Consider the following 18,241-nt stretch of genomic DNA (forward strand, 5'->3'; position numbering starts at 1 on the left):
TTGCGAAGAAATTTTAAAGCATAGGAGGAATTTTCTGGGCCTTGTCGAATATGTATTTAGTAGAAAACAAAGATTTCGGGATTCGGCCAAAAGTTCACTTTCACTTTAATCAAGGAAGGAGGATTCTTATGGAACAACCCAAACTGTCTGTTATCTTACTTTCCGGAGAACTAGAGAAGTTGCAAGCCGGGTGCCTTATCAGTTCAGTGGCCTCCATGTCGGGAATGGAAGTCAACGTCTTTGTTACTATGGAAGCTTTAAGATCCTTCCGTAAAGAGGTAATTGAAGCTAAGGACTTTAAAGCAGGTCTTATCGGCCAGGAAATGCTCAACAAACAAGTAGATCTATTCTATAAGCTCTTAGAAAACGGTAAGGAGATGGGGAACTTAAAGGTATTTGGATGTGCTATGGCCATAGACCTGATGGGATGGAAAAAAGAAGATTTCATAGATATCTTTGACGATATAATTGGCGTTACTGCTTTCCTGGGCAAGGCTGCAGGTAGCCAAGTCATCGTAATGTAAAAAGGTTATGGGGGGTATATTCGTGTCTGAAGAAGTAAGCATTACTAAGACTATTGATGCCCGGGGCTCCTACTGTCCAGGCCCGCTTATGGAACTGGTCAAAGCCATTAAGCGTGGCCAGGTAGGAGATGTATATGAATTGTTGTCCAGTGATAGCGGTTCGGCCAAAGATGTACCAGAATGGGTCAACAAAATGGGTCATGAACTAATTTATTGCAAGCCAGAGGGCGATTTCTGGCGCATCGCGGTAAGAAAAACGAAGTAAAGAAGTGTGGGGTATGCGCCGGTATCGGCGCATACCCCAGAATGCGATTTAGGTGGAGGTCAGGCTGATGACCAAACGTATAGTCATTGTCGGTGGCGGCGTAGCCGGTACTATGGTGGCCAACCGGTTAGCCAAATCTATGGTCAAAGAGGTCTATGATGGTGAGCTAGAAATAGTGCTAATAACAAATACCGCTCAGCATATTTACCAACCAGGTTTTTTATTTATAGCTTTTAATGAAGGCTTTATGGATCAGTTCAAAAAAGAGGAGAAATATCTATTACACCCCAGAATTAATTTAGTTATTGACGAAGCAAAGATCATAGATGTTAAGGGCTACAAGGTTATTACTGAGAGGCAATCCTTTGATTATGACTTTTTAGTGATAGCCACCGGATCCTACCCCGATATGAACTCGGTGCCCGGCCTGGCGGAAGCCGGCCACACCTTCTATACTCCGGACGGCGCAGTTAAGTTACGGGAGGCCATGTTAAATTTTAAGGGCGGCACTTTGCTCTTAACCATTGATGTGCCCCATAAGTGTCCCGTTGCGCCCTTAGAGTTTATCTTTATGGCTGATGATTTTTATAGGGAATTGGGTATCCGTGATAAAGTAAAATTAAAATACACTTATCCCATCGGGCGCGTCCATTCCATGGAAGCTATTGCGAGCTGGGCTGTTCAAGAATTTGATAGGCGAGGGATCGAGTACGAAGTATTCTTCAACCTGGAAAAGGTCGATCCAGAGAAGAAAATTGCCTACAACATGGACGGGTCAGAACACCCTTTTGATTTGCTCGTCTCCATCCCGGCCCACCGCGGAGCCCAAGTTATTAAAGATTCCGGTTTAGGGGATGAAGATGGATTTATTCCCACCGACCGCTATACCTTAAAAATGGAAGGACAGGATAACGTTTATGTGGTGGGCGATGCTACTAACCTCCCGGTCAGCAAGGCCGGTTCTACCGCCCATTATGAGGCAGATATAGTGGTTAAAAATATAATCAGCGAAGTAAAAGGGATACCGGCCTCCCACCGTTACGACGGCAAAGCTTTCTGCTTCATTGAGACCGGTTTAAAGGAGGCTACCTATATAACTTTCAATTATGAACAACCGCCGAGGCTTTCTCCTCCCTCGGAAATGTTGCACTGGTTTAAGCTCTCTTATAACGAAATATACTGGTTGGCCGCTCGTGGCATTTTGTAAAAGGGAGTGGAGAAAATGGCTCATGGAGTCGCTTATAACTTAAATCACTCCGAGACCTCAGAACTTCTGCAAGAGCTGGAAAAGGTCAATAACAACCTTAAGACCCTCCTACAACAATTAAACAGGTGGCAAGAAACTGGTACCCTCGATACCCTCATAAAGCTAGGTGTAGTTATCCAGGCTGCCAAGGATTCCTTGACACCAGGTGTAATCAGTAGTGTCCTCTCCCAAGTGGTAAACACCGTATCCCTCTTGGACCGTATCCAATCCCTAGGCGGGGACCAACTCATAGCCAGTACTATCCAGGCCTTAGAGGAAGCTATTCAGGAAAACAAAAACCAACCCCCAAAAAGCTTATGGAGCCTGCTCCGGCTATTAAATCAGGACCCCCAAGTTAAAAGGAGTTTGGGAATATTTGTTTCCTTTTTACAAAAGTTCTCTGCGCATCTAAACTTTGCTCAAGTAAAAGAATAGAGCTCGGGGCAATCTAGAACAACTTTAAAACTACATTTAATAATAGCAAAACTACTAAGGCGATACTTAAAGGAATCGTAAAGGCTAGTATAGTCCATTTCAAACTCCTGGTCTCCTTGTAAATAGAAAGCAAAGTGGTAGCACAGGGGTAATGAAGAAGGCTAAAGAGCGTAACTGATAGAGCTGTGGTCCAAGTCCAACCATAGGATTTCAATAAAGTTGCCAGCGCCTCCAAGCTATCCAGTTCTACCAGGGTCCCCAAGTTAAGATAGGCCATAAGCAAAAGGGGTAAAACAAGTTCGTTGGCCGGCAAAGCTAGAATAAAAGCTAAAAGAATATACCCATCTAAACCCAAGGATCTGGCCAGGGGCTGCAGGTACCCGGCTGCCAAATTTAGTAAGCTCTGCTCCGCTATATGGGTGTTGGCTAGAAGCCAGGTCAGGGCCCCGGCAGGGGCGGCAACAGTTACTGCTCTCCCCAAAACAAATATAGTGCGATCTAAAAAGGAACGGATAAGTAAGCTCCCTATCCTGGGCCATCTGAAGGGAGGAAGCTCTAAGGCAAAGGCTGAAGGTACACCGTGCAAAAGAGTCCGCGATAATATCCAGGAAACCGCAAGGGTTATAAGTATCCCGAACAGAACAAGTCCAGTGACAGCCGCTGCTGCCACTAAGGAATTTCCGCTCGTTCCAGCAAAAAAAATGCTAGCCAAGGATATAAGTAAAGGAAAGCGGCCATTACAGGGTACAAACACGTTCGTGAGCATAGCTATCAAACGCTCCCGCGGGGAATCGATAATCCGGCAGGCGGTAACCCCCGCGGCGTTACAACCAAACCCCATACCCATAGTCAAGGCCTGCTTGCCACACGTACCCACAAGCTTAAAAAGACCGTCCAGGGTAAAAGCTACTCGGGGGAGATATCCCAACTCTTCTAGAAAGGTAAAACAGGGAAAAAAGATGGCCATAGGAGGTAGCATTACCGACACCACCCAAGCAGTTGTCTGGTAAACCCCCTCCACAACCAGCCCGCGGAGCCAGAGTGGTAGGCTTAGGTAATCGGTGGCTAAAATTAATTTTTGCTCTAGGTTAGAAAAAAGTTTAGTTAAAAGTTCCGAAGGATAGTTAGCCCCTATTAAAGTAATCCAAAATACCGCCCCCAGGAGTAAAACCATGAGGGGTAAGCCGATCCACTTGGAAGTGATAATATCATCCAGCCATCGGTCCCGCGCAAAGGCACCCTCCCCTGATTTTTTAATCATTGCTTTTTGAACTAAGCTTTCCGCCTGCCGATAGAGGGTCGTAATATCTTCTAACTGACCAAGCTTTCTCTCCGGGCAGGAGGACAATGTAAGCTTCCCACCTATAAGGCAACCCCGGTTTTGTTGGGCAAGAGAACACACCTCAGTGTTACTAGTACGGAAGTCAGACGTAAGATTATAAATAGCCTCTCGCAACTCGGTTAATCCCTGTCCGCTGCGAGCCACTGTAGCCACTACAGGAATCCCCAATTCACGGCTCAAAACACTAGTGTCTATCTCTAGACCTCGCTTCTTAGCTTCATCTATTAGGTTAATACATAAGACAACTTTCCCTAAATTAATGACCTGCAAAGTTAGTAGAAGGCTTCGCTCTAAGGCGGTGGCATCAGCCACCACCACTACCACCCGGGGTGTGCCTCCGAGTAGAAAGTCATGGGTGATTTCTTCTTCTGGAGAGCCGGGTTGCAAAGAATAGGTCCCTGGCAAATCTATGAGCATAAACTGCCTATCTTTATACCGGTATATCCCCTGACCAAGGCTTACCGTTTTACCTGGCCAGTTTCCTGTGTGTTGACGTAAACCCGTCAGAGCGTTAAAAAGGGTACTTTTACCTGTATTAGGGTTACCAACTAAAGCGACGACTACAGGTGGAGGCTCATTCGTTAGGGGAAGGGTATGGGTAGGTTTCTTCCAGGGTAAAGGGACAAATTTCTTAAGTCCCATATCCTGCTCCACCTCCTTAAGCTTTTAAGAGTTCCCCACGATACAAGTAGCGTTAAAAAGGGGCTGGACAAATATCAGGGCAGCTTGTTCCTTCCGTAACGCAATAGTGGTCCCCTTTATGCGATAAGCTACTGGATCCCCCACTAGGCTAGTCCTTACCACTTCCACTACTGTACCAGGGGTAAACCCTAGTTCTAGGAGGCGGCGGCGCCAAAACCCTTCGCCAAAAACTTGAGTAATCCGCCCCCAGGTATGTTCCGGAAGTTCAGCCAAGGGGCATCCTTGGCTCGTAAAACCTATATTATCTTCCATTTAGCCTCCTCCTTCCTAAACCTGTTTTCCAGTTTGAAAAAACCTTCAAGATGGTCCATGGGGCATCCTTAAGCTGTAAGGCTAGTCTTTGCTCCCTTTCTCCTCATCCCTGTCTTTCGCTTGAGATCTTGTTAAAGTTTAGCTACCGCTCTTAGCTACCGCTCAAAGAAAGGACCTTGCTTTCAAACCTAAATAGGCCTTGCGGGGGATAACCCAGCCAAAGGACGAGGCAGTCTAAGCTGTTTATCTCTATAATAAACAAGCTTTTAAGTTAGCCTTGGTAGATAATATGAAAGGAGCCCACTTTTGGACTCCTCTAAAAAAGTTAGCCGCTCCTAAACCTAAGGCTCTTATGACCTACCAGGAACGTATACTATCTTAGGGAGGGTAACCTAAAAAGAATGGGTACACTCCACAAAGGCAATGGAGCCTATTATAAAAGGTGGTGAGGAAATTGCATAAAGAAGAACAATTTCGCACTTTTCGAGGCTATGCCCTTCTAGAACAGGAGATAGGGGCTCTTACACCTAGTATGGAAGATTACTTGGAAATGATATATCGCCTCGCGGAAAAAAACGGTTATACCCGTATCCAGGAACTGGCGGCAGCCTTAAATGTACAGCCTTCATCAGCCACCAAAATGGTTCAGCGCTTAGCTGAAGCTAACTACTTAATATACGAAAAATACGGCGTTATTAAGCTAACGCCGTCAGGTAGCCAAGTAGGAAGAAGATTATTGGCCAGACATAATACCTTGGCTGAATTCTTAAAAATAATAGGAGCAACTAGTCATATCCTGGAAGATACCGAAAAAATCGAGCACAACTTGAGCCACGAAGCCTTAACTTGTATTAGCCGCTTAGTACACTTCTTCCGGGAACATCCCGCATGGCTTAAGGCCTATCAGGAATATTGTGTTCAGTTTTCCGACTATAGCGCACTCTGATATAGATTTTGTAAGCACAACGCTAACCCTATTACCCGTGTGGTAACGAGCCCAAAGCCTTAGTCAATCAGCAGAGTTAGATCTGGCCCGGGGTATCTATCTATTTTGGAATCAGGGGCCAAAACCTATACTATCTATGCGCCAGCCCATACCAGGTATCTCCTGGCGGAGGGTCAGGAAAAGTACCTGTACTCCACTTTCAGCCGTTATGGCTCGTCTAAAGGTTAGATGAACAGCCACCTGGTAGCGCTTCACTTCTGGAGTATCCTTCTCCTGAGGGGGAAGCTCCCGGATACTTACTATCTTGGCTGCCGCCACATTATTTAGCCCGTCCCGATCGAGGACACTAAACGAAGGATTATACAGGCGGTTATTATCCATGTTGCGGAAAAGATACCCTATCAGATTTCGCCGACTTAAAGTAGCATGGGCTGTCCGCTTGTCCCCGTTACCCACAGCTTCATAGAAAGTACGGATAAGCTCTTCCGGGCCTAAAGAAGACAACCGTTTCTCTAAGGGGTCTTCAGGATTTACTACCCCCATTAGCCACTGACCCCAAGACTTTCCAGTTATCTCTTCTAACCGACGTCCCTTAAGGGAACAGGCAAAGCCGAGAGGTCTTCCAGCATCTAGCCAGGCACCTACAATTTTATTTTCGTACTTGACTATTACTGCTCTTCCGCTCCAACGCTGGGTCTGTACAAATTCTGGTAGGGGTTGCTCAAGTTTATAAAGGTTAACTCGCACTTCTTTACCTAAGTAGGGGGTAATATCCAGCCCCACGTCCTTATTAAGCTCATTATTATAAGCCCAGTAGATCACCACAGGGAAGTCGCCAGCATTATGTACTAGTCTATCAGGCAGCTTCCCCTCCATAGTGTTAGCCTTAAACAAGACATCCCAGCCGTACTGGCGCAAGAAAGCCACATCCTCGGGTTCGACCTCGCTGGTTGCGTTTTTGTATTCCGTGAGGGAAAGGAGCAGGATATTAAACTGGGGCGGCACTTGGTACCAGGTATTTTCCAGGGCAAGATAGCCAGGCTCCTCAGGAGCAAAATCCTTAAATAAATAGACGTACTCCCTACTGCGGGCCACCTGGTCTGTCTCCTGAACCTTAAAAACCAAGTAATGCTTTTTCCAGGGCCAGGTAGCTGGAGGCTGAGCATGTTGCGCCTGATCCAGGTAGGAGATAAGCTTGGCAGCTATTTTTTTGTCTTCAATATTTACTACCCTTACCTTATCACCTGCACCCTCTTCCACATAGAGCTCCAAACCCACTATAGCATCCTTAAATTCCGGGTACTTGGCAGCAGTAGTTACCTGGGGCCGAACAAGACTCAAGGCCAAAATGAGGATGAGCGATAGCAGGGACAAGAACAATATAATGCTGGTCTTGCGCCTCACGTCCTTATCCCCTCCCCTATAAATAAAAACCTTGGTCCAGGGCTTACTTACAAGCCCTGTTCCTAGTTTAAACAAATTCGCTTACTCCCATTCAATGGTAGCCGGGGGTTTAGAAGTGATATCATAAAGTACACGATTTACCTGACGCACCTCATTAACAATCCGGGAAGAGATACGCTCTAACACTTCATAAGGTAACCTGGCCCAGTCAGCGGTCATGGCATCTTCGCTGACCACCGCCCGGATGATAATGGGATAAGCGTAGGTGCGCTCATCCCCCATAACCCCTACACTTTTCATGGAAGCTAATACAGCAAAAGACTGCCAGAGCTCACGATATAGCCCTGCCCGGTGTATCTCTTCCTGTACAATGGCATCCGCTTGGCGTAAAATAGAAAGCTTTTCTTCTGTTACCTCCCCCAGGATGCGGATGGCTAACCCAGGGCCAGGAAAGGGATGCCGCCATACTATCTCCTCTGGCAACCCCAACTCTAGGCCTACCTGGCGCACTTCGTCTTTAAAGAGAAGTCGGAGGGGCTCTATAAGCTCAAATTCCATATCCGCAGGCAACCCTCCCACGTTGTGGTGGCTTTTGATTACCGCAGCAGTCTCCGTCCCACTCTCAATTACATCCGGGTAAAGGGTTCCCTGAACCAAGAAATCTACCCTCCCAAGTTTCCGGGCCTCTTCCTCAAAAACCCGAATGAACTCTTCCCCAATGATTTTACGCTTTTCTTCTGGATCTAGCACTCCCCGAAGGCGGTTTAAAAAACGATGGCTTGCGTCTACATAAATTAGGTTTATATTAAAGGTTTGGCCAAAGGTTTCGCGGACCTGCTCGGCCTCTCCCTGGCGTAGAAGGCCATGGTTGACAAAAATACATACCAGCTGGTCGCCGATGGCCTTATGCACCAGGGCTGCCGCTACAGAAGAATCTACCCCGCCACTCAAGGCGCACAAAGCTTTGCCCTTGCCCACCTTTTCCCGGATAGCCTTCACCTGTTCTTCAATAAAAGAGCTAACCGTCCAGTCCCCTTTTACTCCGCAAACCTTATACAAAAAGCGGCGTAAGATCTCCTGCCCCAGAGGTGTGTGTTTGACCTCTGGATGAAACTGGACACCATAAAGCCGGCGTTGGGGATCGCTCATGGCAGCTACAGGAGTATACTCCGAACGAGCAGTAACCTGGAACCCTGGTGGTGGAGAGCTAATATAATCCCCGTGGCTCATCCAACATTGCATAGGTGAAGGAAGCCCTTCAAATAAGGCATCTCTGGATATTATTTCTAACATCGTCTTACCATATTCTTTCCCCTGAGCTTCCTCTACCCTTCCCCCTAAATCGTGGGCCATAAGCTGCATACCGTAACAAATACCTAGGATGGGGATTCCGGCTTCATACAAGGCCGGATCAATACGAGGAGCCCGAGGAGCATACACACTAGCTGGTCCTCCAGAAAAAACAATACCTTTAGGCTTACGGGCCAGGATCTCTTTTAAGGGTGTATAATAAGGGATCATCTCGCAATACACGTGACATTCCCGTATGCGGCGAGCAATCAGCTGATTATATTGTCCTCCGAAGTCCAAAACCAACACTAGATCCATAATCTATAATTTCAACCTCTCTCCCAGGATGCTTACCTGCTCCCTTAACTCTTCTTTAAGAATAACATGTTTTGAAGCTGTCCAGGATTCACCATTAGCTACGGCGATAAACTTCGGGTTTAAGCACGCAAATATCTGGCAAGTGGCGGTACTTTTGGTTATAGTCCAGGCCGTAGCCTACTACGAAGTAATCAGGAATGCAAAAACCACGGTAGTCAATTTGAACGTCCACTAAACGGCGTTCAGGCTTATCCAATATAGTACAACATTTTAGACTCAAAGGCTGGCGTGCTCGAAGGTTGTCCAGGAGATATTTTAAAGTTAGGCCAGTATCCACGATATCTTCTACAATAAGCACGTGTTTATCTTCTACCGGTACCTCCAGATCTTTAAGTATGCGCACTACTCCAGAAGAACTAGTACCGCTGCCGTAGCTAGACACGGCCATAAAATCGAGGGTGATGGGAATGGTAATTTCGCGGACTAAATCCGCTAAAAAAATTATAGCACCTTTCAAAATACCAACCACTAACAGATCTTTCCCTTCATAATCACGGCTTATGGCTTCCCCCAGCTCCTTCACCCTCTGTTTAATCTGTTCACCTGTAACCAGTACTTGGGCGATATCTTCACGCAAATTTTTATTCCCCCTTTAAGATTTTAACATGAGCCCATAGACAAAGCTAACTTCGCCGTAAGCAAAAAAAATCCTGCCAGTATGAGTTAACAAATAAGGCCCCTTAACAAACTTAAACCCCTATGGTAGAATATAAAGTGCCATCAACTCCTTTAATAAAAAATTTTACTCCTTCCACCCTTATCGCCGAATTTCTTCGGCTGTGGAAGAAAGCGGGGGACCCAAAGTAAGGGGTTAATCCGCACACTACCTGTGCGGTAGGGCTAGGTACTCGGCCCGCACCCGTCAGCTAACCCCGTAGGCGTGAGAGCCGGGTGGACTTTTGTTTTATTGGAGAGGTGGCTTAACGTTAATACGCTTATTGAAATCGTATAACTCAAGCTTAATTAGAAGCCTATCCCCCGGCTTTTGACGATGTTCAGCCACCAGCTCTGCTTGTTGAATATAGGTGGTCCCCCTGTCAATCCAGAGCTTACAGGCAAAATTCCCCCAGTAAGCGGTAAGGAGGGCATTATTTATTTCTGGCCGTAAAACTAAAAGATAAGGGCGTCCAGGCATATTTTTCTGCCTTCCTTTATAATGTAGCTCTTTTACCTTGGTTATTTTGAGGATGGACAGGGGATTTACCTCTACCAGAAAAATCTCTTGTTGTAATGGGTTGTTCCCAGGAGTAACCATCCACCGCTGGGATACAGGATCTTTGAAGTAAGTAGTATCCTTTACCTGGTAAATGTCTACCTCCTGGCCGGTCATCTTACCCCAAAGGTGTAAATCTCCTGCAGGTGTACGTTCCCCGCTCACTCTGCTTATCTCAATGCATCCTCCCTCTGTTTCCAGGAAGGCCTCCAAGTGGAAACGATAACTTTTAAGGGCATGGGTTGTATCTAGGGCTTTAACCAATAGTTCCTCGGGTGTCACTCTGATCTCTTGCCAATAAAATTTATAGCCCCAGGTACTGGCTAAAACCAAAGCCAGGACTACCAGGGCTATCCTAAGATTTAGTTTAGGTAGAGGGATTTTCAATTCTACCCACCCCTCCCTGGCTAGGTATTTTTTTATAAAATACTTAATTCCCTTAGGGAGGGGTTATGCCAGCATAATAATGGTGGTAAATGTTTCTAATATTCCCCCCAACGCCCAGCCGCTCGGTAAAGGGTTAGGACCTTCTCCGCTGGGAGTTCCGGCCCCAGGCACCCGCTGCTGGTGGAAAAGATGAAGCCACCGCCTGGGGCTGCTATAGTCATAAGCTCCCTTACCGCTTTTTCAATCTCCTTTTCGGAAGCCCTAATCAAAAAATCGAGGTCAAAGTTACCCATCAAGCAAAGCTCGTTACCATATTCGTGTTTAATCTTACTTATATCCATACCACTTGCTGGCTCTAAAGAATGTACCCCTGTAAACCCGGCTTTCACCAAATAAGGTAAAAGATCCTGGATGTTCCCATCCGAATGGAAGAAAACCGGAACCTGGTACTCCTTTAACTTAGCCACCTGGCGCTCCCAAAGGGGCAAAAAAAGATCTCGTACCAGGATGGGGCTGATATAAAGGCCACGGGTATAGGCTATATCATCGGCCAGGATTACACCATGGGCACCAGCCTCTACGGCCCTTAGAGCTTCTTCTGTACCCTGCCGGGCCTCATCCTGGGCAAGCTCCATTATTTGTTCTTCCCGGTTAGCTACCCGGCATAAGAAATCCATAAAACCCATTTTCTTGGCTGCCCTTTGGAAAGGGCCGTCTACAAGGGCGAAGATGAAAAAATCGGTATCTTCCCGCCACCGCTTAAAGGAACTGGCTTCTTTTTCTGAAACTCCCGCAGTCAACCCTACCAGGTCCATCCCTAAAAGCTTTCTTGCGGCGACTTCATCCTCCCACGTAATCGGGCTTGTTTTGCCCAGGAGAGCAGCCACCAATCCTGGAGCCAACTGCCACTCCCCTTTCGGCACCCGGTCCAGGGCCTGGCGAGTCAAGGCGCGGTATACCCTTTCCGCCCTAGTCATAGAGAACTCCTCTCTGGTAAACTAAGGGAGGAAACAAAGGTATCCTGGAAGGAAGGTTGCACCATTAACTCCAGGTACCCTACCTGCTTGGCTATTTCCTCCGCCCGCCTGCGCTCAGCTAGAGATACCAGGGCTGCCCGTGCCCCAGTACCTGCAGCGTTACCTACCTGCCGGAAAAGTTCGAGAGGCAGGGGCGGGAACATACCAATGGCTACAGCACTGGCCACCTTAAGATGGGTGCCGAAGGCCCCGGCCACCACTACCTCTTGTATGTCTTCTACACCCAGACCTGCGGCCTTAAGCAGAAGTTCGGTTCCCGTAGCTATAGCTGCTTTAGCCAGCAGAATCTCCCCTATATCCTTCTGGGTAATCACAATATCCTCACCTGTTCCACTCTCAGAGGCAGGTACAAGGAGAAACTCCGCTGGCCCTCCTTCTGGCACGCGAACCCTAGGATGCTGGCGGTTAAGGCGTCCATGAACATCGATAACCCCTGTCCTGTAGAGTTCAGCTACAGCATCTAAAATACCAGAGCCACAAATACCTAAGGGAGCCGCGTCAGCTATAGTCTCTAGTTCTACCTCGGTACCCCCATCCTTTAAACGTACAGCTTGGATGGCCCCCTGTACTGCTCGCATCCCATGGAGGATATGGGCTCCTTCGAAGGCTGGACCTGAGGCACAGGAGCAGGAGAGCATCCGGCCATTATATTTTAGTACAATCTCGGTATTGGTCCCTATATCTAGCCCTAGCACTATCTTATCCGTCCTGTCCAGCCGGCTTCCCAAGATCATAGCTACATGATCTCCACCTACGAATCCTGCAATAACCGGCATAAGGTAAACATAGGCACCGGGACTGAAACTTAAACCCAGGTCACGGGCCTTGATCTCCACCGGAGTAGTAACAGCTGCCACATAAGGCGCCCGGGCCAGCTGGGCGATGGGCAATCGAAGGAGGAGATGGTGCATGGCCGTATTGCCGACGATGACTGCTTCTTCAATATCCTTAGTCTCCAATCCTGCGCGGGTAGCCAAATCTTTCGCTAAGCGATTCAAACCGTCAATTATAACTTGGTGTATGCGCTGATATTGGCCTTCATCCTCCAGGGCGTAAGCAAGGCGGCTCATCACATCTTCTCCATAAGCAATTTGGGGATTCATGATCCCTTCGCTGGCCAAGGTAGCGCCGGTTTCCAGATGGACTAGAAAACCGGCCACTTTGGTAGTACCTAGATCCACCGCCAGGCCCACAGGAGGAGGTACGGGCCGGTGGAAAAAGCAGTTAACAATCTCCCGGCCTTTTACTGTTACTGTACCTCCTTTAGCCTGAGCCAAAGGAGGCTCCTGGCGGGCAAGCTCCATATCCACTTGAAGCTGGGAAAGGTTATAGTCGGAAGCCAACCTCTGGGCCACTTGCTGCCATACTGGTCGCGGATTTTCTATAGTGGTTTGCTCCGTGGTTAAGGTATACCGCGCCACCGGGGGTTCCGGCATAACTTCTACTTCTATTCCCTCTACTTGAAGCTTTTGGATACCCACCATAGATTCCGGCGGGATCTCCACCTTCACTGGAGCGTAAAGGGCGGCCTGACAAGCTAAACGGAAGCCTTCAGCTATTTGCTGAGGCGTGAACACCCTACGTTCGGCTTCAGTCAAGGGAGATAATCCCTCACCCTTCACCCTTACCCTACACCGGCCACACAAACCCTTACCTCCACAGGGCGAGTAAACTCCCCCAGCTCCCAAGGTGAAACCGGCTCCCTGGGCTACAGCCAAAATAGTCTGGCCTGGCGTGGCTTCCACCCGCCGTCCTATGGGCTCAAAATCGACAGTAATTTTCTGAACCAATTTAGCCTCCTCCCATCTTTTTGCGGAATATAGTAGGTGTATATCCTTCCATTTTTTTAAAAACCTGGCCAAAATAACGGTAATCCCTGTAGCCTACCCTAGCCGCTATTTCGTTTATAGAAAGATCCGTACGTAGAAGCAGCTCTTTAGCCACCTCTAATCTCACCCGGGTAAGGTAATCTATAAAATTTTCGCCCTGCACTTGCTTAAAAAGGCGGCTAAAATAACATGGGCTTAAATAAACATGGTGGGCTACATCTTCCAAGGAAATATCACGGTGATAGTTTTCTTTAATAAACTTGATAGCCCGGTCTATCAAATTGTTGTTACGCTGTTCCCGCGCCTGTACTACTTTATCTACTAATATACCAATCTTTTCCTTGACCCTAGTTTGTAACTCGTTTAAAGATTCTCCCATGACCAGCTCAGTACTTCCAGCAAGCATTACTTCGGCAATCTCGTCAGGATTAGCCCCTGCTTCCAAGGCTGATCTGGTAGCCAAACTTATTAATTCTAAAATTTTAACTTTAAGTACCGGAGGCCGTACCTCTTGCTTAAAGATGGCTTCTGCCATTATATGGGTAAGATGACGCCAAGCCGCCTCCTTATCCCCCAACCGTATAGCTAAACTTAAACTTTGTTCAGCTGGGGAACTAAAGGGTTCCCGGGAACGGGGCAGCACCGTAACGTCATCGGCATGGATCACCTGGTCGCCACCATAAAGGATGCGGTACTCAGCAGCCGCCGCGGCCTCAGCATAAGACCGACTAAGTTGTACAGGTTCAATTACCGGTCGCCCAATACCTACTGTAATGGTTAGGGGAGTAAGCTGGCGCACCTTCTCGCATAGCTTCTTAGCCAAACATATGGCCTCTTCCCGCACCCTCACCCGGTCAGGCAGGTGGTCAGTAGAAAGCAAAAGGAGAAACTCCTCCTTAAGGCCTGGGACCACCAAGGCTCCTCGCCATTCAGAAGCTGTTTCTTCTAGAATGTGCCATACCTTTTTCTTAAGATATTGGCGCTCTGCCTCTAGTAAGCCACCAGGTCGCGCTGGAAATCTATCTATAGCTGCGACCATGACTAGGCGAGGAAGGGAAGCCAAACCTAAAAATTCGGCCCGGGCCTTGATTTCCTCAGGCTCAATATGGCCCGCTACCAGATCCAGGGCAAACCCCTGGCGTATTAAGGGAAGCATTTCTTCTAAGGCCGAGCGCAGCTGCTCAGTTTCTTCCCTGGCCAGCCGTTCCTTTTCTATCTCCTGGGCCAGGTCATCTAATAAAGTTACCAGTTCTTCTGTCGCCACAGGTTTAAGCAAATAGCGAGAAGCACCTAAAGCTACAGCTTCCTGGGCGTAGGCAAACTCATCATAAGCTGTAATAAAGATGAGCCGAGCTTCTGGCCGTAGCTTACGAATAACTTTCCCGGCTTCCAACCCGTCCATGACTGGCATCTTTATATCCAGGAGCACTACATCAGGGGAAAGCCTTTGAGCTAGGCGGACAGCCTCAGTCCCGTCCCGGCCCTCACCTACTACCTGGTAGGCAGGTCGCTCCCTTTGTAACACATAGCGGATGGCTTGGCGCTCCAAAGGCTCATCGTCAGCGATCAATAGTTTCAACAACCTCTCTCCAACCCCCTACTTTAACCCTTAGAGAATTCCTCTTTTATAAAGGGAAAAGTCAACTGGATACTCGTTCCTGCCCCAGGCTGACTGTGGACATTAAGGGCACACTCAGCTCCGAAATAATGCTGGAGACGGCGGTAAACATTGACAATGCCCAGCCCAGTAAGCTGGCCCTTCCCGCTCCGGCTTATCTCCAGATCAAAAATCTCTTTTTGTTTTTCATCAGGTATTCCTACTCCTGTATCCCGGATTTCTAAGTGGACTTGGGAACCTACAAGGCGACCCTTGATATAAATTATACCACCTTCTTTCAAAGGCTCCAGCCCGTGAATTACAGCGTTTTCCACCAAAGGCTGGAGGACCATACAGGGTAGCCGTGCTTCCAACACCTGGGGTTCTATCTCAATTTCGCTGATAAGTCTATCGCTAAAACGGGTTTGCTGGATGAAAAGATAATCCTGAACAACCCCCAGCTCTTCTCGTAGAGTCACTAACCCCTTAAGTCTATATAAGGTATAACGCATAAGCCTAGCCAGGGCCCCCACCATCTTTTCTGTAGTGTGAGCTCCTTCCAACAGAGCTAGCCGGGAAATAGCGTTTAAGGTGTTAAAAAGAAAGTGGGGATTAACCTGGGACTGCAGGGCCTTAAACTCTGCATCTTTTAAAGCCTGTTCAAGTTGATGCTGCTTCTTTAAAAAATGGATGAAACTGTTGCGCTCCTCTTCTAGTTCCTTGCAAGAAACCAGGGCGGAATTAAGCTGTATGATCTGCCCGGCCATAAAGGAAAGAAGGCCACATACCGCCTCTAAATCGGTTAGCGAAAGGACAGGTATCTTCCCATCTAGTTTCTCTAGTTCGTCCCCAACTAACAAACAATGCCCGCACAGGATAGCTCCTATCGGCCCATCCTCGTTAGCTAAGGGGTAAGAAATTTCCACTAGCCCAGCAGGACAACGATAGACAAAGGCTCCCCTGTAGCTCCCCACATAGGTCGTCAGCTCTTCCCTGGAAGAAGAAGGTTTAACCGAAGCGCCTCCTAGCTGGCAATAATGAGAACACTCTAAAAAACCGCCTAAGGGAGATAAAGGATTACCTCGAGCATCTACTATAACAATTTCTAGGCCTATAAGGTGTCTAAAAGAACGCTGTAATTCCTCCAAAGAATCCCTCTCTAAGGCTTTTATCAAAGTAGTTGGCTCCAGGTTAACCCGACGCTGGCGGTCTGCACCTATGAGTCCCTTAATGAGGGGGACAGCGCTGGTAGCATCCGGCGCATAGCCATCGGCCCCCATCCTGGCTGCCAAGGTAGCGTTTAGAGGCGTTCCTCCTACCACTACCTTCACCTTATGACGTAACCCCGCTTCTTCTAGCGCTCGGATAGTTTCCGCCATGGCCGACCTAGTTGAAGATAAGAGGGCAGATAAACATAATACCTGAGGTCGATGTTTGATTACCGCTTCCACAAACGCGCTGGGAGCCACATTTACACCCAGATCGATTACCTCAAAACCAGAAGCTTCTAGCATTATACCCACTAAATTCTTACCTATGTCATGGATATCTCCCTGAACAGTTCCTATAACTGCCCTTCCCACCGGCTGTACCTGGCCAGTGACCATGTAAGGTTTAAGTTCCTTCATACCAGTGTGTAAGGCTCGGGCAGTAATGATAAGATCGGTCACATAAATTTCGTTATGCTCAAATTTCTCACTGACTATATCCATGGCCCTAACAAAACCTTCGGTAATAATCCGGACAGGTTCCACACCTGCCTTGAGAGCCCGCTGCACTTCTTCTTTAACCTTGTAAGCATTGCCACTGATCACAGCCTCCACAATTTCCTCTAAAAAAGGCACCACACTGCCCCCTCCTTAAGGTATGAAAAAAGGCTGCAGCTAGGAATTCCCCGCCACAGCCGGAAGGTGCCTTTCTATTTGTTAATATTATACCACTAATTTGCCGGAGCGGGCAGCTGTAATATATTCCAAGCAATACTCATCAAGACCAGCCAGGGCTTTAGCAGCGGTAAGCAAGGACATAAGGGAACGGTCTAAGGGATCTAAAATAAAGGCGTCCATACCCATAGTTAAACACATGATAGCAAAGGCCCGGTTAAGCAGCCGTCTTTCTGGTAACCCATAGGAAACATTAGAAAGCCCACAAATAAGATGTACTTTAGGAAACTTCTCCTTTAAAGCCCGGGTACTCTCTAGAGCTTCCTTACCGTAAGAACTATTCACTCCCAAGGGTTTAATAAGGGGATCAAGATAAATGTCCTCTAGAGGAACACCAGCTGATATAAGTCCTGAAACAATTCTTTCCGCTACCCTAAGCCGATCTTCTACCGTCTCCGGCATACCAGTATCATCCATACATAAACCGATAACTGAAGCCTTGTACTTAGTTACCAAAGGTAAAACCTTCTCCCAGCGTTCTTTCTCCGCCGTGATGGAATTAATCATGGCCTTCCCCTTATGACGGGAAAGACCAGCTTCTAAAGCTTCCGGGCTAGGAGTATCTATACAGAGGGGAACATCTACCACTTCTTGAATAATGTCTACCAGCCAGGCCATAATTGAAGCTTCCTCACCCAGGCTGGTACCGCAGTTAACATCGATGATGTTAGCTCCTGCCTCTACTTGTTTTACAGCCAGATCCTGCAAATAAGCCTTATCCCGGGCTGCAATAGCCTGGGCTATGGGTTTGCGACTAGAATTGATAAGTTCCCCTACAATAAGCATCCATTTTCCTCCTAAACCTTAAGCGATGCCTAAAAGTTCCTTAACCTTATCTACAGCTGAAGCTGCATCGGGGGCATAACCGTCAGCGCCGATCTCATCAGCAAACTTCTGAGTCACTGGAGCGCCACCCACGATGATCTTAATCCGGTCGCGGTAAGCGGCCAAAGCCTCGATAGTCTTCTTCATTTGCATCATGGTGGAAGTAAGCAAGGCAGACATACCTACTACTTGGGGCTTATGTTCTTCTACCGCCTGTACAAACTTCTCTGCCGGTACATCAATACCTAGGTCTATAACCTTAAAACCGGCTCCTTCCATCATCATAATAACTAGATTCTTCCCAATATCATGAAGATCACCTTTCACTGTCCCGATGACCATCGTACCCTTTTCCTGGAGGGAATCTCCCGCAAGCATAGGCTTAACCACTTCCATACCAGCATGCATGGCCCTGGCAGCCACCAAAACCTCAGGTACATAAATTTCGTTGTTCTTAAACTTTATCCCCACAACGTTCATAGCGGCGATGAGGGCATCGTTAATAATGGTGGTAGGAGCTATACCCTCTTCTAAGGCCTTGTTTACACCCTCCCGTACTTTGTTGGCGTTTCCCGCCATAAGGGCTTCTTTAATTTCTTCTAGGATGGCCATAGCTTTTCCCCCTA

Annotated in this window: 17 protein-coding genes and 1 riboswitch; of the genes, 5 read left to right on the top strand and 12 right to left on the bottom strand. The window is 47.6% G+C overall.

The window, feature by feature from the left end; all coding sequences use genetic code 11:
- Window positions 1–128 precede the first annotated feature (128 nt).
- From B9A14_RS15860 to B9A14_RS15875, 4 genes are all read left to right on the top strand, one after another.
- On the top strand, window positions 129–524 hold the full coding sequence (locus B9A14_RS15860; RefSeq protein ID WP_084667210.1) for a DsrE/DsrF/DrsH-like family protein: 396 nt from the start codon (window positions 129–131) through the stop codon (window positions 522–524).
- A 22-nt stretch (window positions 525–546) separates the two neighbouring features.
- Complete coding sequence (locus B9A14_RS15865) at window positions 547–789, top strand: sulfurtransferase TusA family protein (protein ID WP_197686533.1); 243 nt, start codon at window positions 547–549, stop codon at window positions 787–789.
- 67 nt (window positions 790–856) lie between these two features.
- Window positions 857–1,996, top strand: coding sequence for an NAD(P)/FAD-dependent oxidoreductase (locus tag B9A14_RS15870; RefSeq protein WP_084666794.1), 1,140 nt, complete (start codon window positions 857–859; stop codon window positions 1,994–1,996).
- Window positions 1,997–2,011: 15 nt separating this feature from the next.
- Complete coding sequence (locus B9A14_RS15875; protein ID WP_084666795.1) at window positions 2,012–2,470, top strand: helical membrane plugin domain-containing protein; 459 nt, start codon at window positions 2,012–2,014, stop codon at window positions 2,468–2,470.
- Between the two features lie 13 nt (window positions 2,471–2,483).
- Here the strand turns inward: B9A14_RS15875 and feoB are convergent, their stop codons facing one another.
- Both feoB and B9A14_RS15885 read right to left on the bottom strand, forming a co-directional pair.
- Window positions 2,484–4,454, bottom strand: coding sequence for a ferrous iron transport protein B (gene feoB, locus B9A14_RS15880; RefSeq protein WP_084666796.1), 1,971 nt, complete (start codon window positions 4,452–4,454; stop codon window positions 2,484–2,486).
- A 24-nt stretch (window positions 4,455–4,478) separates the two neighbouring features.
- Window positions 4,479–4,766, bottom strand: a complete 288-nt coding sequence (locus B9A14_RS15885; RefSeq protein ID WP_084666797.1) for a FeoA family protein — start codon at window positions 4,764–4,766, stop codon at window positions 4,479–4,481.
- A gap of 454 nt (window positions 4,767–5,220) precedes the next feature.
- Between B9A14_RS15885 and mntR the strand changes: the two genes are divergently transcribed.
- The gene (gene mntR / locus B9A14_RS15890; protein ID WP_231967840.1) at window positions 5,221–5,712 is read left to right on the top strand and encodes a transcriptional regulator MntR; all 492 of its coding nucleotides are present in this window, start codon (window positions 5,221–5,223) and stop codon (window positions 5,710–5,712) included.
- A gap of 111 nt (window positions 5,713–5,823) precedes the next feature.
- Here the strand turns inward: mntR and B9A14_RS15895 are convergent, their stop codons facing one another.
- The 10 genes from B9A14_RS15895 to B9A14_RS15940 form a co-directional block, all read right to left on the bottom strand.
- The gene (locus tag B9A14_RS15895) at window positions 5,824–7,116 is read right to left on the bottom strand and encodes a DUF4830 domain-containing protein (protein ID WP_172839191.1); all 1,293 of its coding nucleotides are present in this window, start codon (window positions 7,114–7,116) and stop codon (window positions 5,824–5,826) included.
- A gap of 81 nt (window positions 7,117–7,197) precedes the next feature.
- Window positions 7,198–8,724: a glutamine-hydrolyzing GMP synthase gene (guaA, locus tag B9A14_RS15900; RefSeq protein WP_084666799.1), complete on the bottom strand. Its 1,527-nt coding sequence runs from the start codon at window positions 8,722–8,724 to the stop codon at window positions 7,198–7,200.
- A 94-nt stretch (window positions 8,725–8,818) separates the two neighbouring features.
- On the bottom strand, window positions 8,819–9,361 hold the full coding sequence (gene hpt / locus B9A14_RS15905; protein ID WP_084666800.1) for a hypoxanthine phosphoribosyltransferase: 543 nt from the start codon (window positions 9,359–9,361) through the stop codon (window positions 8,819–8,821).
- A gap of 174 nt (window positions 9,362–9,535) precedes the next feature.
- A riboswitch (cyclic di-AMP (ydaO/yuaA leader) is annotated at window positions 9,536–9,680 on the top strand.
- 8 nt (window positions 9,681–9,688) lie between these two features.
- Window positions 9,689–10,384, bottom strand: coding sequence for a LolA-like protein (locus B9A14_RS15910; protein WP_084666801.1), 696 nt, complete (start codon window positions 10,382–10,384; stop codon window positions 9,689–9,691).
- A 95-nt stretch (window positions 10,385–10,479) separates the two neighbouring features.
- The gene (locus B9A14_RS15915) at window positions 10,480–11,361 is read right to left on the bottom strand and encodes a uroporphyrinogen decarboxylase family protein (RefSeq protein WP_084666802.1); all 882 of its coding nucleotides are present in this window, start codon (window positions 11,359–11,361) and stop codon (window positions 10,480–10,482) included.
- Entirely contained in the window at window positions 11,358–13,211 is a 1,854-nt protein-coding gene (locus B9A14_RS15920; protein WP_084666803.1) for an ASKHA domain-containing protein, read from the bottom strand. The genes B9A14_RS15915 and B9A14_RS15920 overlap by 4 nt, the downstream gene beginning before the upstream one ends.
- Window position 13,212: 1 nt before the next feature.
- Window positions 13,213–14,832: a response regulator gene (locus B9A14_RS15925; RefSeq protein WP_084666804.1), complete on the bottom strand. Its 1,620-nt coding sequence runs from the start codon at window positions 14,830–14,832 to the stop codon at window positions 13,213–13,215.
- A gap of 20 nt (window positions 14,833–14,852) precedes the next feature.
- On the bottom strand, window positions 14,853–16,691 hold the full coding sequence (locus B9A14_RS18120; protein ID WP_172839192.1) for a histidine kinase: 1,839 nt from the start codon (window positions 16,689–16,691) through the stop codon (window positions 14,853–14,855).
- Window positions 16,692–16,778: 87 nt separating this feature from the next.
- A complete protein-coding gene (locus tag B9A14_RS15935) occupies window positions 16,779–17,576 on the bottom strand; it encodes a methyltetrahydrofolate cobalamin methyltransferase (protein ID WP_084666806.1) in 798 nt (265 codons plus the stop codon).
- Window positions 17,577–17,594: 18 nt separating this feature from the next.
- Window positions 17,595–18,227 carry a corrinoid protein gene (locus B9A14_RS15940; protein WP_084666807.1) on the bottom strand — a complete coding sequence of 211 codons (633 nt, stop codon included), beginning with the start codon at window positions 18,225–18,227 and terminating at the stop codon, window positions 17,595–17,597.
- Window positions 18,228–18,241: the final 14 nt, after the last annotated feature.

This window comes from Thermanaeromonas toyohensis ToBE (assembly GCF_900176005.1).
Lineage (GTDB): Bacteria > Bacillota > DSM-521 > Neomoorellales > Neomoorellaceae > Thermanaeromonas > Thermanaeromonas toyohensis.